General features: G+C 52.0%; 16 protein-coding genes. 12 read left to right on the forward strand and 4 right to left on the reverse strand.

Annotated elements, in window-relative coordinates:
- Window positions 1-93 precede the first annotated feature (93 nt).
- Window positions 94-705, reverse strand: coding sequence for a superoxide dismutase (locus tag O9139_RS08320; RefSeq protein WP_270878988.1), 612 nt, complete (start codon window positions 703-705; stop codon window positions 94-96).
- Window positions 706-788: 83 nt separating this feature from the next.
- Entirely contained in the window at window positions 789-992 is a 204-nt protein-coding gene (locus tag O9139_RS08325) for a hypothetical protein (RefSeq protein WP_270878989.1), read from the reverse strand.
- 927 nt (window positions 993-1,919) lie between these two features.
- On the opposite strand from O9139_RS08325, the gene O9139_RS08330 reads away from it, so the two are divergent.
- The 10 genes from O9139_RS08330 (at window position 1,920) to O9139_RS08375 (ending at window position 9,708) form a co-directional block, all read left to right on the forward strand.
- A complete protein-coding gene (locus O9139_RS08330; protein WP_270878990.1) occupies window positions 1,920-2,351 on the forward strand; it encodes a GNAT family N-acetyltransferase in 432 nt (143 codons plus the stop codon).
- 141 nt (window positions 2,352-2,492) lie between these two features.
- Window positions 2,493-3,047: a DUF402 domain-containing protein gene (locus O9139_RS08335; RefSeq protein WP_270878991.1), complete on the forward strand. Its 555-nt coding sequence runs from the start codon at window positions 2,493-2,495 to the stop codon at window positions 3,045-3,047.
- A complete protein-coding gene (lepB, locus tag O9139_RS08340; RefSeq protein ID WP_270878992.1) occupies window positions 2,965-3,648 on the forward strand; it encodes a signal peptidase I in 684 nt (227 codons plus the stop codon). Before O9139_RS08335 ends, lepB begins: the two co-directional genes overlap by 83 nt.
- Before the next feature lie 22 nt (window positions 3,649-3,670).
- Window positions 3,671-4,864, forward strand: coding sequence for a tRNA epoxyqueuosine(34) reductase QueG (gene queG, locus O9139_RS08345; RefSeq protein ID WP_270878993.1), 1,194 nt, complete (start codon window positions 3,671-3,673; stop codon window positions 4,862-4,864).
- Window positions 4,861-5,418, forward strand: a complete 558-nt coding sequence (locus O9139_RS08350) for a methylated-DNA--[protein]-cysteine S-methyltransferase (RefSeq protein WP_270878994.1) — start codon at window positions 4,861-4,863, stop codon at window positions 5,416-5,418. The genes queG and O9139_RS08350 overlap by 4 nt, the downstream gene beginning before the upstream one ends.
- A 5-nt stretch (window positions 5,419-5,423) precedes the next feature.
- The gene (locus O9139_RS08355) at window positions 5,424-6,458 is read left to right on the forward strand and encodes an HD-GYP domain-containing protein (RefSeq protein WP_270878995.1); all 1,035 of its coding nucleotides are present in this window, start codon (window positions 5,424-5,426) and stop codon (window positions 6,456-6,458) included.
- 117 nt (window positions 6,459-6,575) lie between these two features.
- Entirely contained in the window at window positions 6,576-6,785 is a 210-nt protein-coding gene (locus tag O9139_RS08360) for a YneF family protein (RefSeq protein WP_270878996.1), read from the forward strand.
- 206 nt (window positions 6,786-6,991) lie between these two features.
- Entirely contained in the window at window positions 6,992-7,570 is a 579-nt protein-coding gene (locus O9139_RS08365) for a TetR/AcrR family transcriptional regulator (RefSeq protein WP_270878997.1), read from the forward strand.
- A gap of 19 nt (window positions 7,571-7,589) precedes the next feature.
- On the forward strand, window positions 7,590-8,177 hold the full coding sequence (gene folE, locus O9139_RS08370) for a GTP cyclohydrolase I FolE (protein WP_270878998.1): 588 nt from the start codon (window positions 7,590-7,592) through the stop codon (window positions 8,175-8,177).
- A 211-nt stretch (window positions 8,178-8,388) separates the two neighbouring features.
- Window positions 8,389-9,708 carry a deoxyguanosinetriphosphate triphosphohydrolase family protein gene (locus O9139_RS08375; RefSeq protein ID WP_270878999.1) on the forward strand — a complete coding sequence of 440 codons (1,320 nt, stop codon included), beginning with the start codon at window positions 8,389-8,391 and terminating at the stop codon, window positions 9,706-9,708.
- Between the two features lie 44 nt (window positions 9,709-9,752).
- Here the strand turns inward: O9139_RS08375 and O9139_RS08380 are convergent, their stop codons facing one another.
- Window positions 9,753-10,769 (reverse strand): alpha/beta hydrolase, encoded by a 1,017-nt coding sequence (locus tag O9139_RS08380; RefSeq protein WP_270879000.1) that lies wholly within the window; start codon window positions 10,767-10,769, stop codon window positions 9,753-9,755.
- Between the two features lie 351 nt (window positions 10,770-11,120).
- Here O9139_RS08380 and O9139_RS08385 point away from each other — a divergent pair, with 351 nt between their 5' ends.
- Both O9139_RS08385 and O9139_RS08390 read left to right on the forward strand, forming a co-directional pair.
- Window positions 11,121-11,864, forward strand: a complete 744-nt coding sequence (locus O9139_RS08385) for an IclR family transcriptional regulator (protein ID WP_270879001.1) — start codon at window positions 11,121-11,123, stop codon at window positions 11,862-11,864.
- Window positions 11,865-11,958: 94 nt separating this feature from the next.
- A complete protein-coding gene (locus O9139_RS08390; RefSeq protein ID WP_270879002.1) occupies window positions 11,959-12,894 on the forward strand; it encodes a cation diffusion facilitator family transporter in 936 nt (311 codons plus the stop codon).
- Window positions 12,895-12,915: 21 nt separating this feature from the next.
- On the opposite strand, the gene sleB is transcribed toward O9139_RS08390, so the two are convergent.
- Entirely contained in the window at window positions 12,916-13,578 is a 663-nt protein-coding gene (sleB, locus tag O9139_RS08395; RefSeq protein WP_270879044.1) for a spore cortex-lytic enzyme, read from the reverse strand.
- Window positions 13,579-13,592: the final 14 nt, after the last annotated feature.

Here is a 13,592-nt window from a genome sequence, read left to right on the forward strand (position 1 = left end):
ACAAAACCTTTAGTGAAAAATGACTAGTTCTGTCGATTTACCTAAAAAAAGAAGCGATCCCTAAGGATCGCTTCTTTATTAGAAGGCTGCAACTTATTTAGCTGCTGCGAAACGCTTGCCAACTTCAGCCCAGTTCACAACGTTCCAGAACGCTGCGATGTAGTCAGGGCGTTTGTTTTGGTATTTCAGGTAGTAAGCATGCTCCCAAACGTCCAGACCAAGGATTGGCGTTTCGCCTTCCATGATTGGGCTGTCTTGGTTCGGCAAGCTGTACACTTTCAATTTGCCGTCTTTGCCAACAACGAGGAACGCCCAGCCGGAACCGAAACGAGTTGTTGCTGCAGCGGCGAAAGTTGTTTTGAAGTTATCGAAACCGCCAAGGTCGCTTTCGATTGCTGCTGCCAAATCGCCTGTTGGTGCGCCGCCAGCTTCTGGACCGATCGTTTCCCAGAACAGGGAGTGGTTCGCGTGACCGCCGCCGTTGTTGCGAACAGCTGTGCGGATATCTTCAGGAACGCTGTTCAGGTCAGCGATCAGATCGTTCAGGGATTTCTCGTGCAGCTCAGGGTGCTTATCCAGAGCAGCGTTCAGGTTAGTTACATATGCGTTATGGTGACGACCATGGTGGATTTCCATTGTAGTCGCATCGATGTGCGGCTCAAGCGCGTTGTGTGCATAAGGTAGAGCTGGTAATTGATGTGCCATTGTTCAAAATACCTCCCAAAATTATGTAGTTTCAACTTCTTCATTATGAAGGAATGCACCTAATAAATCAACATTTATGTTTACTAAGTCAGTTGCCCGCGCCGTTCGATTTCCTGGATGATCTGACTGTGAATATGTGTGCCTTGTTCGTTGAGCCAAGGAGATAAGTCGCTCATAATCCGGTGATTGGTGCGAAGTTCGATATCCGACCATTCGCTTGGCTTAACGGAGCTAAGCTGTTGGAAATCCCGGGATTCATAGCTTCTTGGCTGGCGGATGTGTTCCATGGTTTCACCTCCTTCATTGTTAAATTTGCATACTTATTTTAAGCTTGGAAGATTTGACATTTTTTATTCATCGATTGGGCATTTGGCGCAGAGGGACCTGGAGAGGCGAATGCCCCGATGCGTGCGTGAGGATGCAGCCGAGATCGACAAGAAGTGGGCTGAGGATGGTAGTTATAGTTATACGACGAGGGGCAGATCGTGCTGGAGTTGCTGCAGTCCGGTTTTGCCCAATTACAGAGGCACACCGACTACTAGAAGCAGCTGCAGTCCGATTTCGCGGACTTAGAGCGTAGTTTGACCGCTGGCGGGGCCGAAAAGCGCGAAATAGCTGGGGAAATTCGGACAACAGCCACATGATGAGCTTCTAACGGTTAATTAGTTGGGCAAATTCGGATTACAGCAAAAGGTGGGAGTATGCGCGTCTTGGACTGACGAGAAGAGGGGCAGATCGTGCTGGAGTTGCTGCAGTCCGGCTTTGCCCAATTACAGAGGTACGCCGCCTACTTGAGGAAGCTGCAGTCCGGTTTTACCGTTCTAGTGTGGGCTTTCCCCGCCATTGAAACCGAAAGCGCGAAATAGTTGGGCAAATTCGGACTGCAGCCACGCGATGAGCTTCTAGCGGCTAATTAGTTCGGCCAGATCGGATTACAGCAAAAGTTGGTCCAGGCACATCCCGAAGCGGGCGGAGGTGCCCCCTTTTGCTTTCCGGATCATCCGAGAGGCACACCGAAAGCACGGATAGAAATGGGATTTCGCCAGCATCATCCATGAAAACGCTTAAATTAAAGCGTTTTCACGAAAAACCATAAAAAAACGCAGTTTTTTGTGAAATTTAACACTTTTTCAGCAGGATTTCGGCTTTTTTTGTCGTATTTAATAAGTTACCAGAAAAAGAGTCGAAAAAATAGGATAATAGGAGTGAACCGTATGCGCATTCGTTCATTTCAGCTTTCAGATACCTCATCGGTAACTATGCTTTTGCAAGACGTTTTATCCGAAGTTTGCTATGAAGAAACGATGGAGGCTTTCGCCAGGCAGCTTTCCTGGGATACTGATCTCGTCCTTATCGCCGAAGTAGAAGAGCAGCTTGCAGGTATGATTATCGGCACGATTGATAATAACAATGGATACTACTACCGCATCGCGGTAGCCAAAGAACATCAACGCCGAGGTATCGGCAAAGCATTGATCGAAGCCATGAAGTCGCGGTTCCTTCAACGGAACGTGCACAAAATTATGGTCACCGTCGACGTTCACAACGAAATGGTGCTTCCTGTTTATGAATCCGCAGGTTACAGCACATCGGACTTCTCTCGTGCTGCGCACCGTCTCAGCATCGTGAAAAAAATTAGCGTATAGCCCGTCGACAGATGGTTCGCCATCTTTTGACAGCATAAGATGAAAGCATATCTTTTCCGCCGTTGCAATTGGGGAGGAGATATGCTTTTCTATATATAATCGGTACTTTTATCGGCAGGAAGATATAGAGGGGCTTTGGACATGGATGTATTTACACCGTATGTGATAAAAAGCTTCAAACACGACGGGCATCTTCACCGTATGTGGTTAAGCAATTGGCGCGTGCCGCAGAAGCTGCTCCATCCCGATCATCAGAAGGAACACATGATGGTATTCATCAACAGCCAAACAAAAATTCAGGAAGCAGACGGCAAAGAATGGGTCAGCCGCATTCCTGGGGTTTCTTTTTTCATACCGCATCAGTGGTTTAATATTGTAGCGCTCATTGAGGAGCACGGCATCCGCTATTACTGCAATGTGGCCTCTCCCATGTATGTGTCAGGCACAGTGCTGACCTACATTGATTACGATCTGGATGTGATTCGAATGCCGGATGGATCCGTGCATCTCGTCGATGAGGAAGAATATGAACGGCACAAGTTGAACTATCATTATTCCCCGCTCGTCGAAGAGAAAGTGCAGGAAGGACTGGCTGCCGTGCTGGAGCTGGCGAATGAGAGCAGACCGCCGTTTCACGACGCGCATGTGCTTTACTATTACGAGCAATGGGAAAAGCAAAAGAGCGGAGGGGCCTGATTTGAGCTTCTTGGTACAACGCGAGACAAAGCGCAGATCCGCAGCTGCACAGGCTGCACTGTTGGAAACAAAGAGCTTGAGCCATGAACTGTGGGACTGGACCAAATCCATTTTGGTGGCGTTGTTGGTCGTCATTCTGGCACATGAATTCGGCTTTAACCTCTCCCTCGTGCAGGGTAGTTCGATGCAGCCGACACTTCAGGAAGGCGACTGGCTGTTCGTGAATAAAGCGATCACCTATCTGGCGCCGCCGAAGCGCGGAGAGATCGTGATTCTGGCCGAGCCGGAAGAGCGGTTCGCCCAGGACCACCCTTTTCTGGTCAAAAGGGTGGTCGCCATAGCCGGCGATAAAGTCGAGGGCCGCGGCGGAGCGCTGTTCGTGAACGGCGACGAAGTTGAGGAGCCGTACACCGATGCGCCCATCGGCGACGGGGATTTCGGCCCGCTGGAAGTCGGGCGGGAGCAGGTGTTTGTGATGGGCGATAATCGCCATCCGGCGTCGAGCACTGACAGCCGCAGGTTCGGCTCTGTGCCGTCCAGTCTGATTCAGGGGCGGGCGGAGTATGTCATTTGGCCGTTAGCCGTGGCGGGAAAGCTTTAAATATGAGGTGAAAGGTGAAGGTATGGCGGTTTCCCTAACAGCAGGAACAAATGCGGATTGGCGCAAACTCAAACAAGAAATCGTGGAAGCCGCGCCATCGCTGGGCATTGATAAAATCGGCTTCGCTTCGGCAGAGCCGTTCATAGAACTGAAAGACATCCTTCTCCAGCACCGGGAGAAGGGGTATGAATCCGGCTTCGAGGAACCGGATATCGAGAAGCGGGTTCGCCCGGAGCTCAGCCTTGAAGCGCCGCAATCGATTCTTGCGATCGCCATCGCGTACCCGTCGAAGCTGGCGGATCCCCCGCGCTCGGAGCCGGGGGCTTACCGCGGGATCATATCGCGCACCTCATGGGGGCGCGATTACCACGACGTGCTGCGCGATCGGCTCGCGAAGCTGGAAGCATTCATCGCGGAGCGCGTGCCTGACGCGCGGATGCAGAGCATGGTCGACACAGGTGCCCTGGTCGACCGTGCCGTCGCCGAGCGTGCCGGCATCGGCTGGAGCGCCAAGAACTGCGCGATTATAACGCCGGAGTGGGGCTCGTGGGTTTTTTTAGGGGAGATCATTACAAATATCCCGTTTCCAGCCGATAATTCTATTATGGATCAATGCGGAGATTGCACGATTTGCATCGACGCTTGCCCAACGGGGGCGCTGGTCGGTCCCGGGCAGCTCAATGCTAGCCGCTGCATCTCTTTTGTCACGCAAACCAAAGGCTATGTGGACGACGAATTTAAAGTGAAAATCGGCAATCGTTTGTACGGGTGTGATACGTGCCAGATCGTCTGCCCGAAAAATAAAGGGAAAAACTGGACGCACCAACCCGAGTTTCAGCCGGATCCGGAGAAGGTCAAACCGCTGCTCATTCCGCTGTTAACGATGACGAATAAAGAGTTTAAAGAACAATACGGCAGCATTTCCGCCTCATGGCGAGGCAAGAAGCCGATTCAGCGCAATGCGATCATCGCTTTGGGCAATTTCAAGGACCGCAGTGCGGTACCTGTATTGTCAGAGCTGCTGCGCACGGACACGCGCCCGGAGATTCGGGCGACGACAGCTTGGGCGCTGGGGAGAATCGGCGGCACAGACAGTTTGGCCGCTCTGGAGGCCGCTGCGGCCAAGGAGCTGGAGGCTGAGGTGTTGCGGGAAATACAGAAGGCTGTCGAGCTCATCAAAGACCATGCATGGATACCCGAGGAGAAGCAGTCATGACACGTGATCAAGGTGTACAAGCTCTGCATTATGCGGAAATAGATTCGCCGATCGGCCCGCTCGTACTCGTCGCCAGCAGTCAGGGGCTGTGTGCGGTTGAGTTCGGCACGTTAATTGACAACAAGGAGAAGCTGGAGGCATGGGCCGGGCGGTGGTATGGGGAATTTACGCTCCAAGAGGACAGGCAGCGACTTACGCCTGTCGTGCAGCAACTGGAGCAATATTTTCAAGGAAAGCGCGCTGCTTTCGAGGGAGAACTGGACCTTCAAGGGACCGAATTTCAAAAAAAAGTATGGCAGGCGCTGCTCAAAGTCCCTTACGGACATACGGCCTCCTACAAGGACATCGCCGCTGCGATCGGATCGCCTAAAGCGGTCAGAGCCGTGGGCGGAGCCAATAATCGCAATCCGATCCCCGTTCTGATCCCTTGCCATCGGATTATTGGAGCAAGCGGCGAACTTGTCGGATATGGCGGAGGACTCGATATCAAAGTATTTCTGTTGGAATTAGAGGGCATCGTGGTGCAAGTGCAAACAACTATAGTTATGGAGTGATTCCTATGAAATACGTGCATATGGACTCCGTAGAGCCCGGTCAGTACTTGGGTCGTACGATATTTTCCAGCAATGGGGCTGTGTTGCTGTCGGAAGGCGTACAATTAACGGTATATATGATTAGCACGCTTAATCGAATTGGCGTCACGATGGTTTATATCAAGGATCCGAACTTGGAGGATGTGGAGATTCCGGAAGTAATCTCCGAGGAGACGAAGCGGACCGTGATGAAACAGATGGGAGAAACGTTCGCATCCATTCGTTCCGGCAAAGATTTTGATACCCGGGCGATCAATGTTTCCATTAACACCTTGTTGGATGAGGTTATGAAAAACAAAGATGTGCTGGTCCAATTATCCGATATCCGCACTCAGGATAATGAGAAGTATGTTCATGCGACGAACGTAAGCATGATGGCGATCCTGGTCGGTATAAATATGGGGCTGAATCCCAGTCAGCTCAAAGAACTGGCCGTAGGCGCATTGCTTCACGATATCGGCCAAATCGAGTCCTTGACCGACGATGAGGCGGATGATCCGAAGAAGCATCATACGTGGCGTGGGTTTGAAACGTTGAAAAACAAACGGGAGTTCAGCCTGCTGATCGCCCATGTGGCATTCCAGCATCATGAAGCGCTGGATGGAACCGGCGTTCCGCGGGGCATCACCAGCGAGGAGATACATCTGTACGCAAAGATTACCGCCGTCGCGAATATGTACGACAATCTCGTGGCCCATGTGGCCGGAGGACAGCACATGCAGCCGCATGAAGCTTGCGAGCATATGATGGCGCTGGCGGGAACGAAGCTCGACAGGGACGTGTTGATCCAGTTCTTGAAGATCGTGTCCATCTATCCGACGGGCACGTCCGTCAGGCTGACTACGCGGGAGTCAGGTGTGGTCGTAGGGCAGCATCGCGGATTGCCAAGCCGTCCGATCGTCAGAATTATTAAGCAGGAAGCAGGCGTGAAGGATCTGGATGTGAAAGAAATCGACTTGGCCAAACATACGACAGTTTTTATTGACCAAGTGTTGACATAATTCGAGATTGAATTGCCCGTGAATTGGTCTTATTCTCATTTGTAAAGGCATGAACAGACATGCTATGATGTAGCCAAAGAATTATTTTCAAACATTGTAGTTGCAGGGGGCTAAGGTATGTGGAGTATTATTATTCCGATTCTGACGCTGATCGTTGGCCTAGTCGGAGGTTTCTTCATCGGGGTATTCTATTTGAAAAGGCAGCTGGAAGCAATGCAGAGTAATCCGGAAATGCTGCAAAAGATGGCCAAGCAAATGGGCTACAACATGAATAAGCAGCAAATGGCTAAAGTACAAAGCATGATGAAGAATCAAAAGTGGAAATAACACCATAACGAATCGTTCAAAAGGGCTTTGCAGTCGGACCGTACATACGGAGGGTGCAAGAGCCCTTCCGTTCATGTGCACCTTCCAGGAAGCAAGGCTCTGCTTAAGCGGAATAGCAGACTTGATCCATCCGCTCGACTCTCGTAGCGCCCGGAAGTGATCGGGCCTGATTAGGACGTACCAGTACTATCCAGAGGTGGCGTATCATGGCGAACAATAAGGACCGCGTCTTGAATGCTGCAATGGAGTTGTTTCATGATTACGGCTTTCAAGGTACGGGGCTTGAAGATATTTTATCGACCAGCGGCGTGTGCAAGAGCAATTTCTACTATCATTTCAAAAGCAAAGAAGAGCTTGGCGTCAAGGTTATCGAACGCAAGCTGCAGGAGATGCGGGATACGGTCATGGACCCGAGTCTTGGAAACGTGCAGCTGTCGCCGAAGCAGCGCGTGCTCGCTTTGTTCGAGCGGATGCTGGCGTTCATCGAGGAGCAGGAATGCCGGAAAGGATGTTTCTTCGGCAACCTGGCCCTCGAGCTCAGCGACCGCTCTGAGGAGCTGCGCAAGCCGCTCAGCAGCTTTTTCACGGAAATGGAAGCGCGGGTGGCCAGCTGCCTGCAGGAAGGCTGCAGACAAGGCGAGTTTGTGCTTGACGGGCTGAATCCTGAGGAAGCGGCCCTTCCCATCGTATCGATGCTGCAGGGCAGTCTCCTGCTCGCCAAAGCGCACAAGGACAGCAAAGCGCTTCGCAGCAGCATGAAGATGCTGATGACCTGCATGGTTTAGACGAAGAGGAGTGAACAAGATGGCATCTATAGAATATAAGAATGAGAGAGTCGCCGAGAATCGCGCAGAAATCGAGAAGCATGTCAGAGAAATTTTGCGCTTGATCGGTGAAGACGTGGATCGAGAAGGACTGCTGGATACACCAGCGCGCGTGACCCGGATGTATGAGGAGATTTTCGCCGGCTATTCGGCGAATCCGCGCGACGTCCTCGGTGTCACATTTGATGAGCAGCATGAAGAGCTTGTCATTATCAAAGACATCGTGTATTACAGCCAATGTGAGCATCATATGGCGCCGTTTTTCGGCAAAGTGCACGTGGGTTACCTGCCTAGCGGCAAAGTCGCCGGCTTGAGCAAATTCGCTCGCCTGGTTGACGTCGTGACCCGTAAGCTGCAGGTCCAGGAGCGGATCACGTCCGAGATTGCCGATATTCTCCAAGACGTGCTCCAGCCGCATGGCGTGATGGTCGTCGTAGAGGGCGAGCATTTGTGCATGTGCTCCAGAGGCGTCAAGAAGTACGGCAGTAAAACGGTAACGTCCGCGGTTCGCGGAACGTTCCGCAGTGATCACAGATCCAGAGCGGAGTTTCTGTCGCTAATTAAATAAGGGAGCGATCCCGGGGATGTGAGCACTGACAACCGTCTTGTGCAGCATCCCTTTTTTTCTTACCATCGGCACGAGATAACTTGTTGCCGAGCGGATGTATATAGTATTCTTTAACATAATCATCATAGAATCACATGGAATTGATTGAAACATCGAACATGCTCTGGCATAAACTGTTACTAGGAATGTCGTAGCTAGAGGGGGCTTACCAATGAATAATATCCGAAAAATGCGTCCTGGAGAGGCCGTTTCCTCAAAAGCGAACGAAGAACGGGATGAATTTGAACGAGATTATGCCAGATTGATACAATCGCCTGCATTTCGCCGGCTGCAGGGGAAATCGCAGGTTTTTGGCGCTGGCTCAGGGGACTATTATCGGACGAGGCTGACACACTCGTTAGAGGTGGCGCAGATTGCCCGTGAAGTGGCCAAGCGGCTGGAACGCATAAATCCTTTTTTGCAAAAGCGGGAACATCCCGGCTTGATTATCGATCCGACGGTCGTCGAATGTGCCTCGCTGGCGCATGATTTCGGCCATCCGCCGTTCGGGCATAAAGGCGAGGAAGTGCTAAACCATCTCCTCATGAAAGATTATGGCCTCAAGTATGAAGGCAACGCGCAAAACTTCCGCATCCTCATGTTCCTGGAGAAGCGAGCAGGCAGCGACAGCGGCCTGGATCTGACAGCGGCGGTGCTGCTAGGCATCAACAAGTATCCGTTCCTGATCGAGGAAGAAGGCAGGCTGAAGGGGGTCTATGGAGCGGAGTGGGAGACAATCCGTGAGATCCGCAGGTTGTGGAACATGCCGGCCGGATGTTCCACGCTGGAAGCGCAGCTGATGGATCTTTGCGATGACATCGCCTATTCGACGCATGATATCGAGGACGGCATTCGTGCTGGGAAAATTCAGATGAACGCCACGTTCTTCGAAGATGGCCGGCTGCTGCGGCACTTGGTGATGGAGATTTTGAACGACCCGAACAATGCCAAGTTCGAATGGGAACAGGTGGACTTGGAAAAGATGGTCCGCCGGGTATTGTCCGATTATTTGGAGCAATGGCAGCAAATTTTCGTCGAATGCAACCGCGAGCCGTCTAGGACGCGCCGCGAGATGAAAGCGCGCTGGGTGAGCTTGTTCGCAAGCCGAGTGGACATCATCGATGATTTGGATAGAGGATGGAAAAAAGTTACATTAGTCAGGAATGAAGCTGAAGATCTCGACCTGTTGCGGACGATGGAAATATTGAAAAAGCTGGCGTGGGTGACGCTGATTAAAGATTTTCGCGTGCAGCGTCTGCAAAAGCGCAGCGAAATCATCGTTGAGCGGCTGTGGGACTCTTTTATCAATCCCGATAAAGGTCAATGGATTCTGCCGCCGGATTGGATGGATAGCTATGAGCGGCACAAAGGGAAATGGACGTGGCCGCGCTTCATCGCCGACTATATTTCCGGCATGACCGACGCTTATGCGGAGAAAGTGTACGCGGAGCTGTTTGCCAGCAAGTCAGGCTCGATTTACGAAATGGACTAAATAGACAAATGGCAAAAAAATATCGGCCCCGCGAGGGGCCGATTTTATAGGGAGGAGGGAATACCAAGGTCGGTATGGGCCGTGGAGCCAATCTCCTGCAGGAAGTTCAGAGTACGACTTAAGTACGCTTGCGGTTCTGCGCGGTAGAGCAGCTCATGCTGCGCTTGCGGGATAATCCAGAGTTGATCGAATGAATCGGTCTGCTTCTGGAACATATCATAGATGAGCTCGTAAGGAGCTTTGCTGTCATCTGTGCCGTGGATGAAGAAGATCGGCATGGAGTAAGCGGTGTCCGTTACTTTCTGATAAGGCACCTCATGGAGGCTGACGCCATTCAGAAGCGGGAAGAACAGCCGGACGAGCGGAAGTGAAGGAAACTTCGGCACATTGACGTACTGTTTCATATTATGGTAAAGGGTATCCGGATTTAACAGGAAGGTGCTATCCAGAATCATGCCGGCGATATCGCTGCCGCTTTGCAATGCGGCTTGCAGCGCAGTCCCGGCGCCCATGGAAAATCCCCAAACATAGATGGAACCGTTCGATAAGCTCTTGATATAATCGATAGCGCCCAGCAGCTCCTGCGACTCTTGGATGCCGCCTGTCATAAGACGTTCGCTGCCAGGATGAACGTAGCCGTAATCGAACATCAGCACATTGTAGTTTTGCAGATGCAGCTCACGGGCCAGGCTGTACAGCGGAACCCACAGCTCTTCGCGATTGCCGCCGTAACCGTGTGAGAAAATGACCGTTTTGTCCGAGTGCGCCGGAATGAACCAGCCGTCCAGCTTGGATTCCCCGTTGCGGCTCGGGAATGTAACACTGCTGTAAGGAAGGCCGACAGCTTGCAGCGGATTCGAGTGCAGCGGATCGATATGCGGTCTTGCCAGCGTCCAGGCGATGTAAGCATGGAACGAAAGCAGCAGAGATGTGCATAATACAAGAAATGAGATCAGGATGGTGGGAACCAGCCTCTTCTTGCGAATGAGCGGCGCGGCCGCAGTTTGATCCAGTGGCGTTTGCAGTGAACTAGATCCGGGTGTAAGTGATGTTGTTGACATGCATATCCCTCCCTCATAGAATCGAAACAGCTCATGTACCCTGGTGCAAGACGAGGTATCAGGGAAAAATAGGAAATTTGACGGAATATTCAGATAAGTAACCCGTTATCTTAATGGTATACTGTATGCGCTTACAAGTCAATCGTGGTGCAAGATTTGTAAGGTCGCTGTAAAGATTCTGTAATATTAAAAAAACGACTGGCATCCTTTACTATACGTGCCAGTTTCGTTATACTGATAGTAACTCAGTTTCACAAGGTGAAACTATACGGTTAACCGAATAACTGACAAACTAGGGTTGGCACACGCCGGCAGCTCGTGACCGACCCGCACAATGAGAGTGGTGGCGCTATGGAAGATGCTAAGCTTACGGTTCGCGCAGTGGAGCGTGCTTTAGATATTTTGCTTTGTTTTACAGACACGACCGAGCTCACCTTAACGGAGATTGCGAGCCGTGTCGAGCTGCACAAGAGCACGGTGCACCGCCTGCTGGCTTCGCTGGAAGGCAAGGGCTTCATCATGCGCGACAATGCTACGGACAAATACAGGCTCGGCTACCGGCTCTGGGAGCTGTCTGCGAACCTGTCGAAGGAGAGCGACCCCGGCATCATTCTGCTGCCGGAGATGGAACGGCTGCGTGATCAGCTCGGCGAGACGATCTCGCTGTACGTACAGGACGGCCTGGAGCGCGTGCGCATCCAAGCGGTGCAAAGCAACCACGCGATCCGCCGTGTTGCTCCTGTTGGGTCGCGCATGCCGTTGTACGTCGGCGCCTCGAGTAAGGTGCTCGTCGCCTTCGCCGAGCCCGCCGTGCAAGACCAGCTGCTGGCCTCTGCCGACTGGCCGAGCGGGCTAGACATGCTGGCTTACGTGCAGCAGCTCAGCGAAACAAGACGCGCGGGCTACGCCACGAGCGTCGAAGAGCGCGAGCCCGGCGCGGCAGCCGTGTCCGCGCCGATTATCGGCCGCGGCGGGCGGCTTGTCGCCGCGCTCGCGGTTTCCGGTCCAGCGAACAGGCTGACGCTGGAAGTGATGCAAGAGCAGGCGCCGCACATTATGGAAGCGGCGCGGCGCATGGGCACGATGCTGCGTTAAGCGCATCGTCCCGCACGTCCCCCGATCCCTCGCGGATCGGGGGATTTTTTGCTTCTAGGCGGTCATACTACTAGAAGGAAAGGGGGCAGGCCCGATGAGCAAAACGGCCTCGATGCTAGCCATCTGGATCAGTCTGGCCAGCAATGTCGTGCTGACGGCCATGAAAATTGTCGTTGGCTTCTTATTTAAGAGCCAAGTGCTAATCGCCGACGGCATCCATAATGCCGGGGATGTGATTGCGACAGCGACGGCTTACAGCTCCATGAGGGTGTCCAACAAGCCCGCGGATGAAGACCACCCGTACGGACATGGCAAAGCCGAGGTGCTCGGTGCCTTCATTGTCGCTATTATCTTGGGCGGCGCGTCCATTTATATGGGGTATCATGCTATTCATGCGCTTTTTGAGCCGCCGGAGCCAGCGCACCTTATCGCTTTTTTCGCCGCGGTGGTATCGCTGATCTGGAAGCAGGTCCTTTATGTGTATACGATGCGGATCGGTCGGAGCATGAACAGCAAAGGGCTGATTGCTACCGCCTATGATCATCTGGCGGATGTCTATGCCTCGATTGCCGCTTCGGTAGGGATCGGGCTGGCGCTGCTCGGCGATTTGTACGGGATCGGCATTCTGGCCTACGGTGACCCTGTTGCGGGCATCATTGTTTCTATATTGGTTTTGAAATTAGCTATTGAAATGGGAAAAGAATCCTTCGATGTGTTGATGGAGCGAAGTGTCAGCAGCGAGCATATCGCCCAGTACGCCTCCATGATCCGTACTGTACCTGAAGTAAAAAGAATTGACCGGCTGCGGGCCCGTGAGCATGGCCATTATATTTTGGTCGATGCGAGGATTGGTGTTTCCGGCACACTCACCATTCAGGAAGGGCATGATATCAGCCGCCAAATTAAGCAAAAAATTAAAGATACGTATACGGATGTAGACGAGGTGCTCGTCCACTTGAATCCTTGGTATGCAGACACGCAGCCGCCCTATGTCCCTGATGCACAAAAAGAGGTTACCACACCCCCATAAGGGGCAGGTAACCTCTCTTTGTTATTTTGCAAAAATATGATTGCCAATCTTCACAGTTTGCGGACGCGACCAAATCCATGAGCTAGTCGCTGTATTGGGATTAAAGTAGTAGAGGGAGCCATAGGTTGGATCCCAGCCTTTCACAGCATCTTGTGCAGCCAAATACGCAGTTCTGTCTGGCGTAAGCCAATATTGGCCGTCGCTGACAGCGGTAAAGGCGCCAGGCTGGAAGACGATATCTTGAATGGTTTTGCCATAATTGCCTGATTTCAAACGGTTCATGACGACAGCGCCTACCGCGACTTGCCCTTCATAGGATTCACCGCGTGCTTCACTGTAGATAACTTTGGCCAATATATCCAATTCGGCTTGATTCGCCGAGAATTTGAATAAAGCGTTCCACGTATTGGTGCCAGTGATACCATCCGGTGTTAAACCGTAGTTCTGCTGAAAGTTTTGCACAGCAGCCGTTGTTGAAGCTCCGTATATGCCATCAATTTGTTCGGTATAGTAACCGAGCATTTTTAGCCGGAATTGAAGGTCCCACACATCGCCGGTTTGACTTCCACGTTTAAGGATCGCCGTTGCCGCGTGTGTAGTCTGCGTCGTAAAGCTGCCAAAACCAGAGGTTATCCCAATAACCGCGATCAGCATGATAAGGACGAACTTGTTTAAAGATTTCATCATCATCTCCCCTT

Origin of the sequence: Paenibacillus aestuarii (assembly GCF_027789125.1) — a bacterium.
In the GTDB taxonomy this organism is placed as follows: Bacteria; Bacillota; Bacilli; order Paenibacillales; family NBRC-103111; genus Paenibacillus_E; species Paenibacillus_E aestuarii.

What these genes read in the sequence shown, in the direction of transcription:
- folE (WP_270878998.1), top strand. Translation starts at nt 7,590, where the DNA reads ATGGCATCTATAGAATATAAGAATGAGAGAGTCGCCGAGAATCGCGCA.
- O9139_RS08390 (WP_270879002.1), top strand. Translation starts at nt 11,959, where the DNA reads ATGAGCAAAACGGCCTCGATGCTAGCCATCTGGATCAGTCTGGCCAGC.
- O9139_RS08385 (WP_270879001.1), top strand. Translation starts at nt 11,121, where the DNA reads ATGGAAGATGCTAAGCTTACGGTTCGCGCAGTGGAGCGTGCTTTAGAT.
- O9139_RS08330 (WP_270878990.1), top strand. Translation starts at nt 1,920, where the DNA reads ATGCGCATTCGTTCATTTCAGCTTTCAGATACCTCATCGGTAACTATG.
- O9139_RS08320 (WP_270878988.1), bottom strand. Translation starts at nt 705, where the DNA reads ATGGCACATCAATTACCAGCTCTACCTTATGCACACAACGCGCTTGAG.
- lepB (WP_270878992.1), top strand. Translation starts at nt 2,965, where the DNA reads ATGAGAGCAGACCGCCGTTTCACGACGCGCATGTGCTTTACTATTACG.
- O9139_RS08360 (WP_270878996.1), top strand. Translation starts at nt 6,576, where the DNA reads ATGTGGAGTATTATTATTCCGATTCTGACGCTGATCGTTGGCCTAGTC.
- O9139_RS08335 (WP_270878991.1), top strand. Translation starts at nt 2,493, where the DNA reads ATGGATGTATTTACACCGTATGTGATAAAAAGCTTCAAACACGACGGG.
- O9139_RS08375 (WP_270878999.1), top strand. Translation starts at nt 8,389, where the DNA reads ATGAATAATATCCGAAAAATGCGTCCTGGAGAGGCCGTTTCCTCAAAA.
- O9139_RS08355 (WP_270878995.1), top strand. Translation starts at nt 5,424, where the DNA reads ATGAAATACGTGCATATGGACTCCGTAGAGCCCGGTCAGTACTTGGGT.
- O9139_RS08380 (WP_270879000.1), bottom strand. Translation starts at nt 10,769, where the DNA reads ATGTCAACAACATCACTTACACCCGGATCTAGTTCACTGCAAACGCCA.
- O9139_RS08350 (WP_270878994.1), top strand. Translation starts at nt 4,861, where the DNA reads ATGACACGTGATCAAGGTGTACAAGCTCTGCATTATGCGGAAATAGAT.
- O9139_RS08325 (WP_270878989.1), bottom strand. Translation starts at nt 992, where the DNA reads ATGGAACACATCCGCCAGCCAAGAAGCTATGAATCCCGGGATTTCCAA.
- O9139_RS08365 (WP_270878997.1), top strand. Translation starts at nt 6,992, where the DNA reads ATGGCGAACAATAAGGACCGCGTCTTGAATGCTGCAATGGAGTTGTTT.
- sleB (WP_270879044.1), bottom strand. Translation starts at nt 13,578, where the DNA reads ATGAAATCTTTAAACAAGTTCGTCCTTATCATGCTGATCGCGGTTATT.
- queG (WP_270878993.1), top strand. Translation starts at nt 3,671, where the DNA reads ATGGCGGTTTCCCTAACAGCAGGAACAAATGCGGATTGGCGCAAACTC.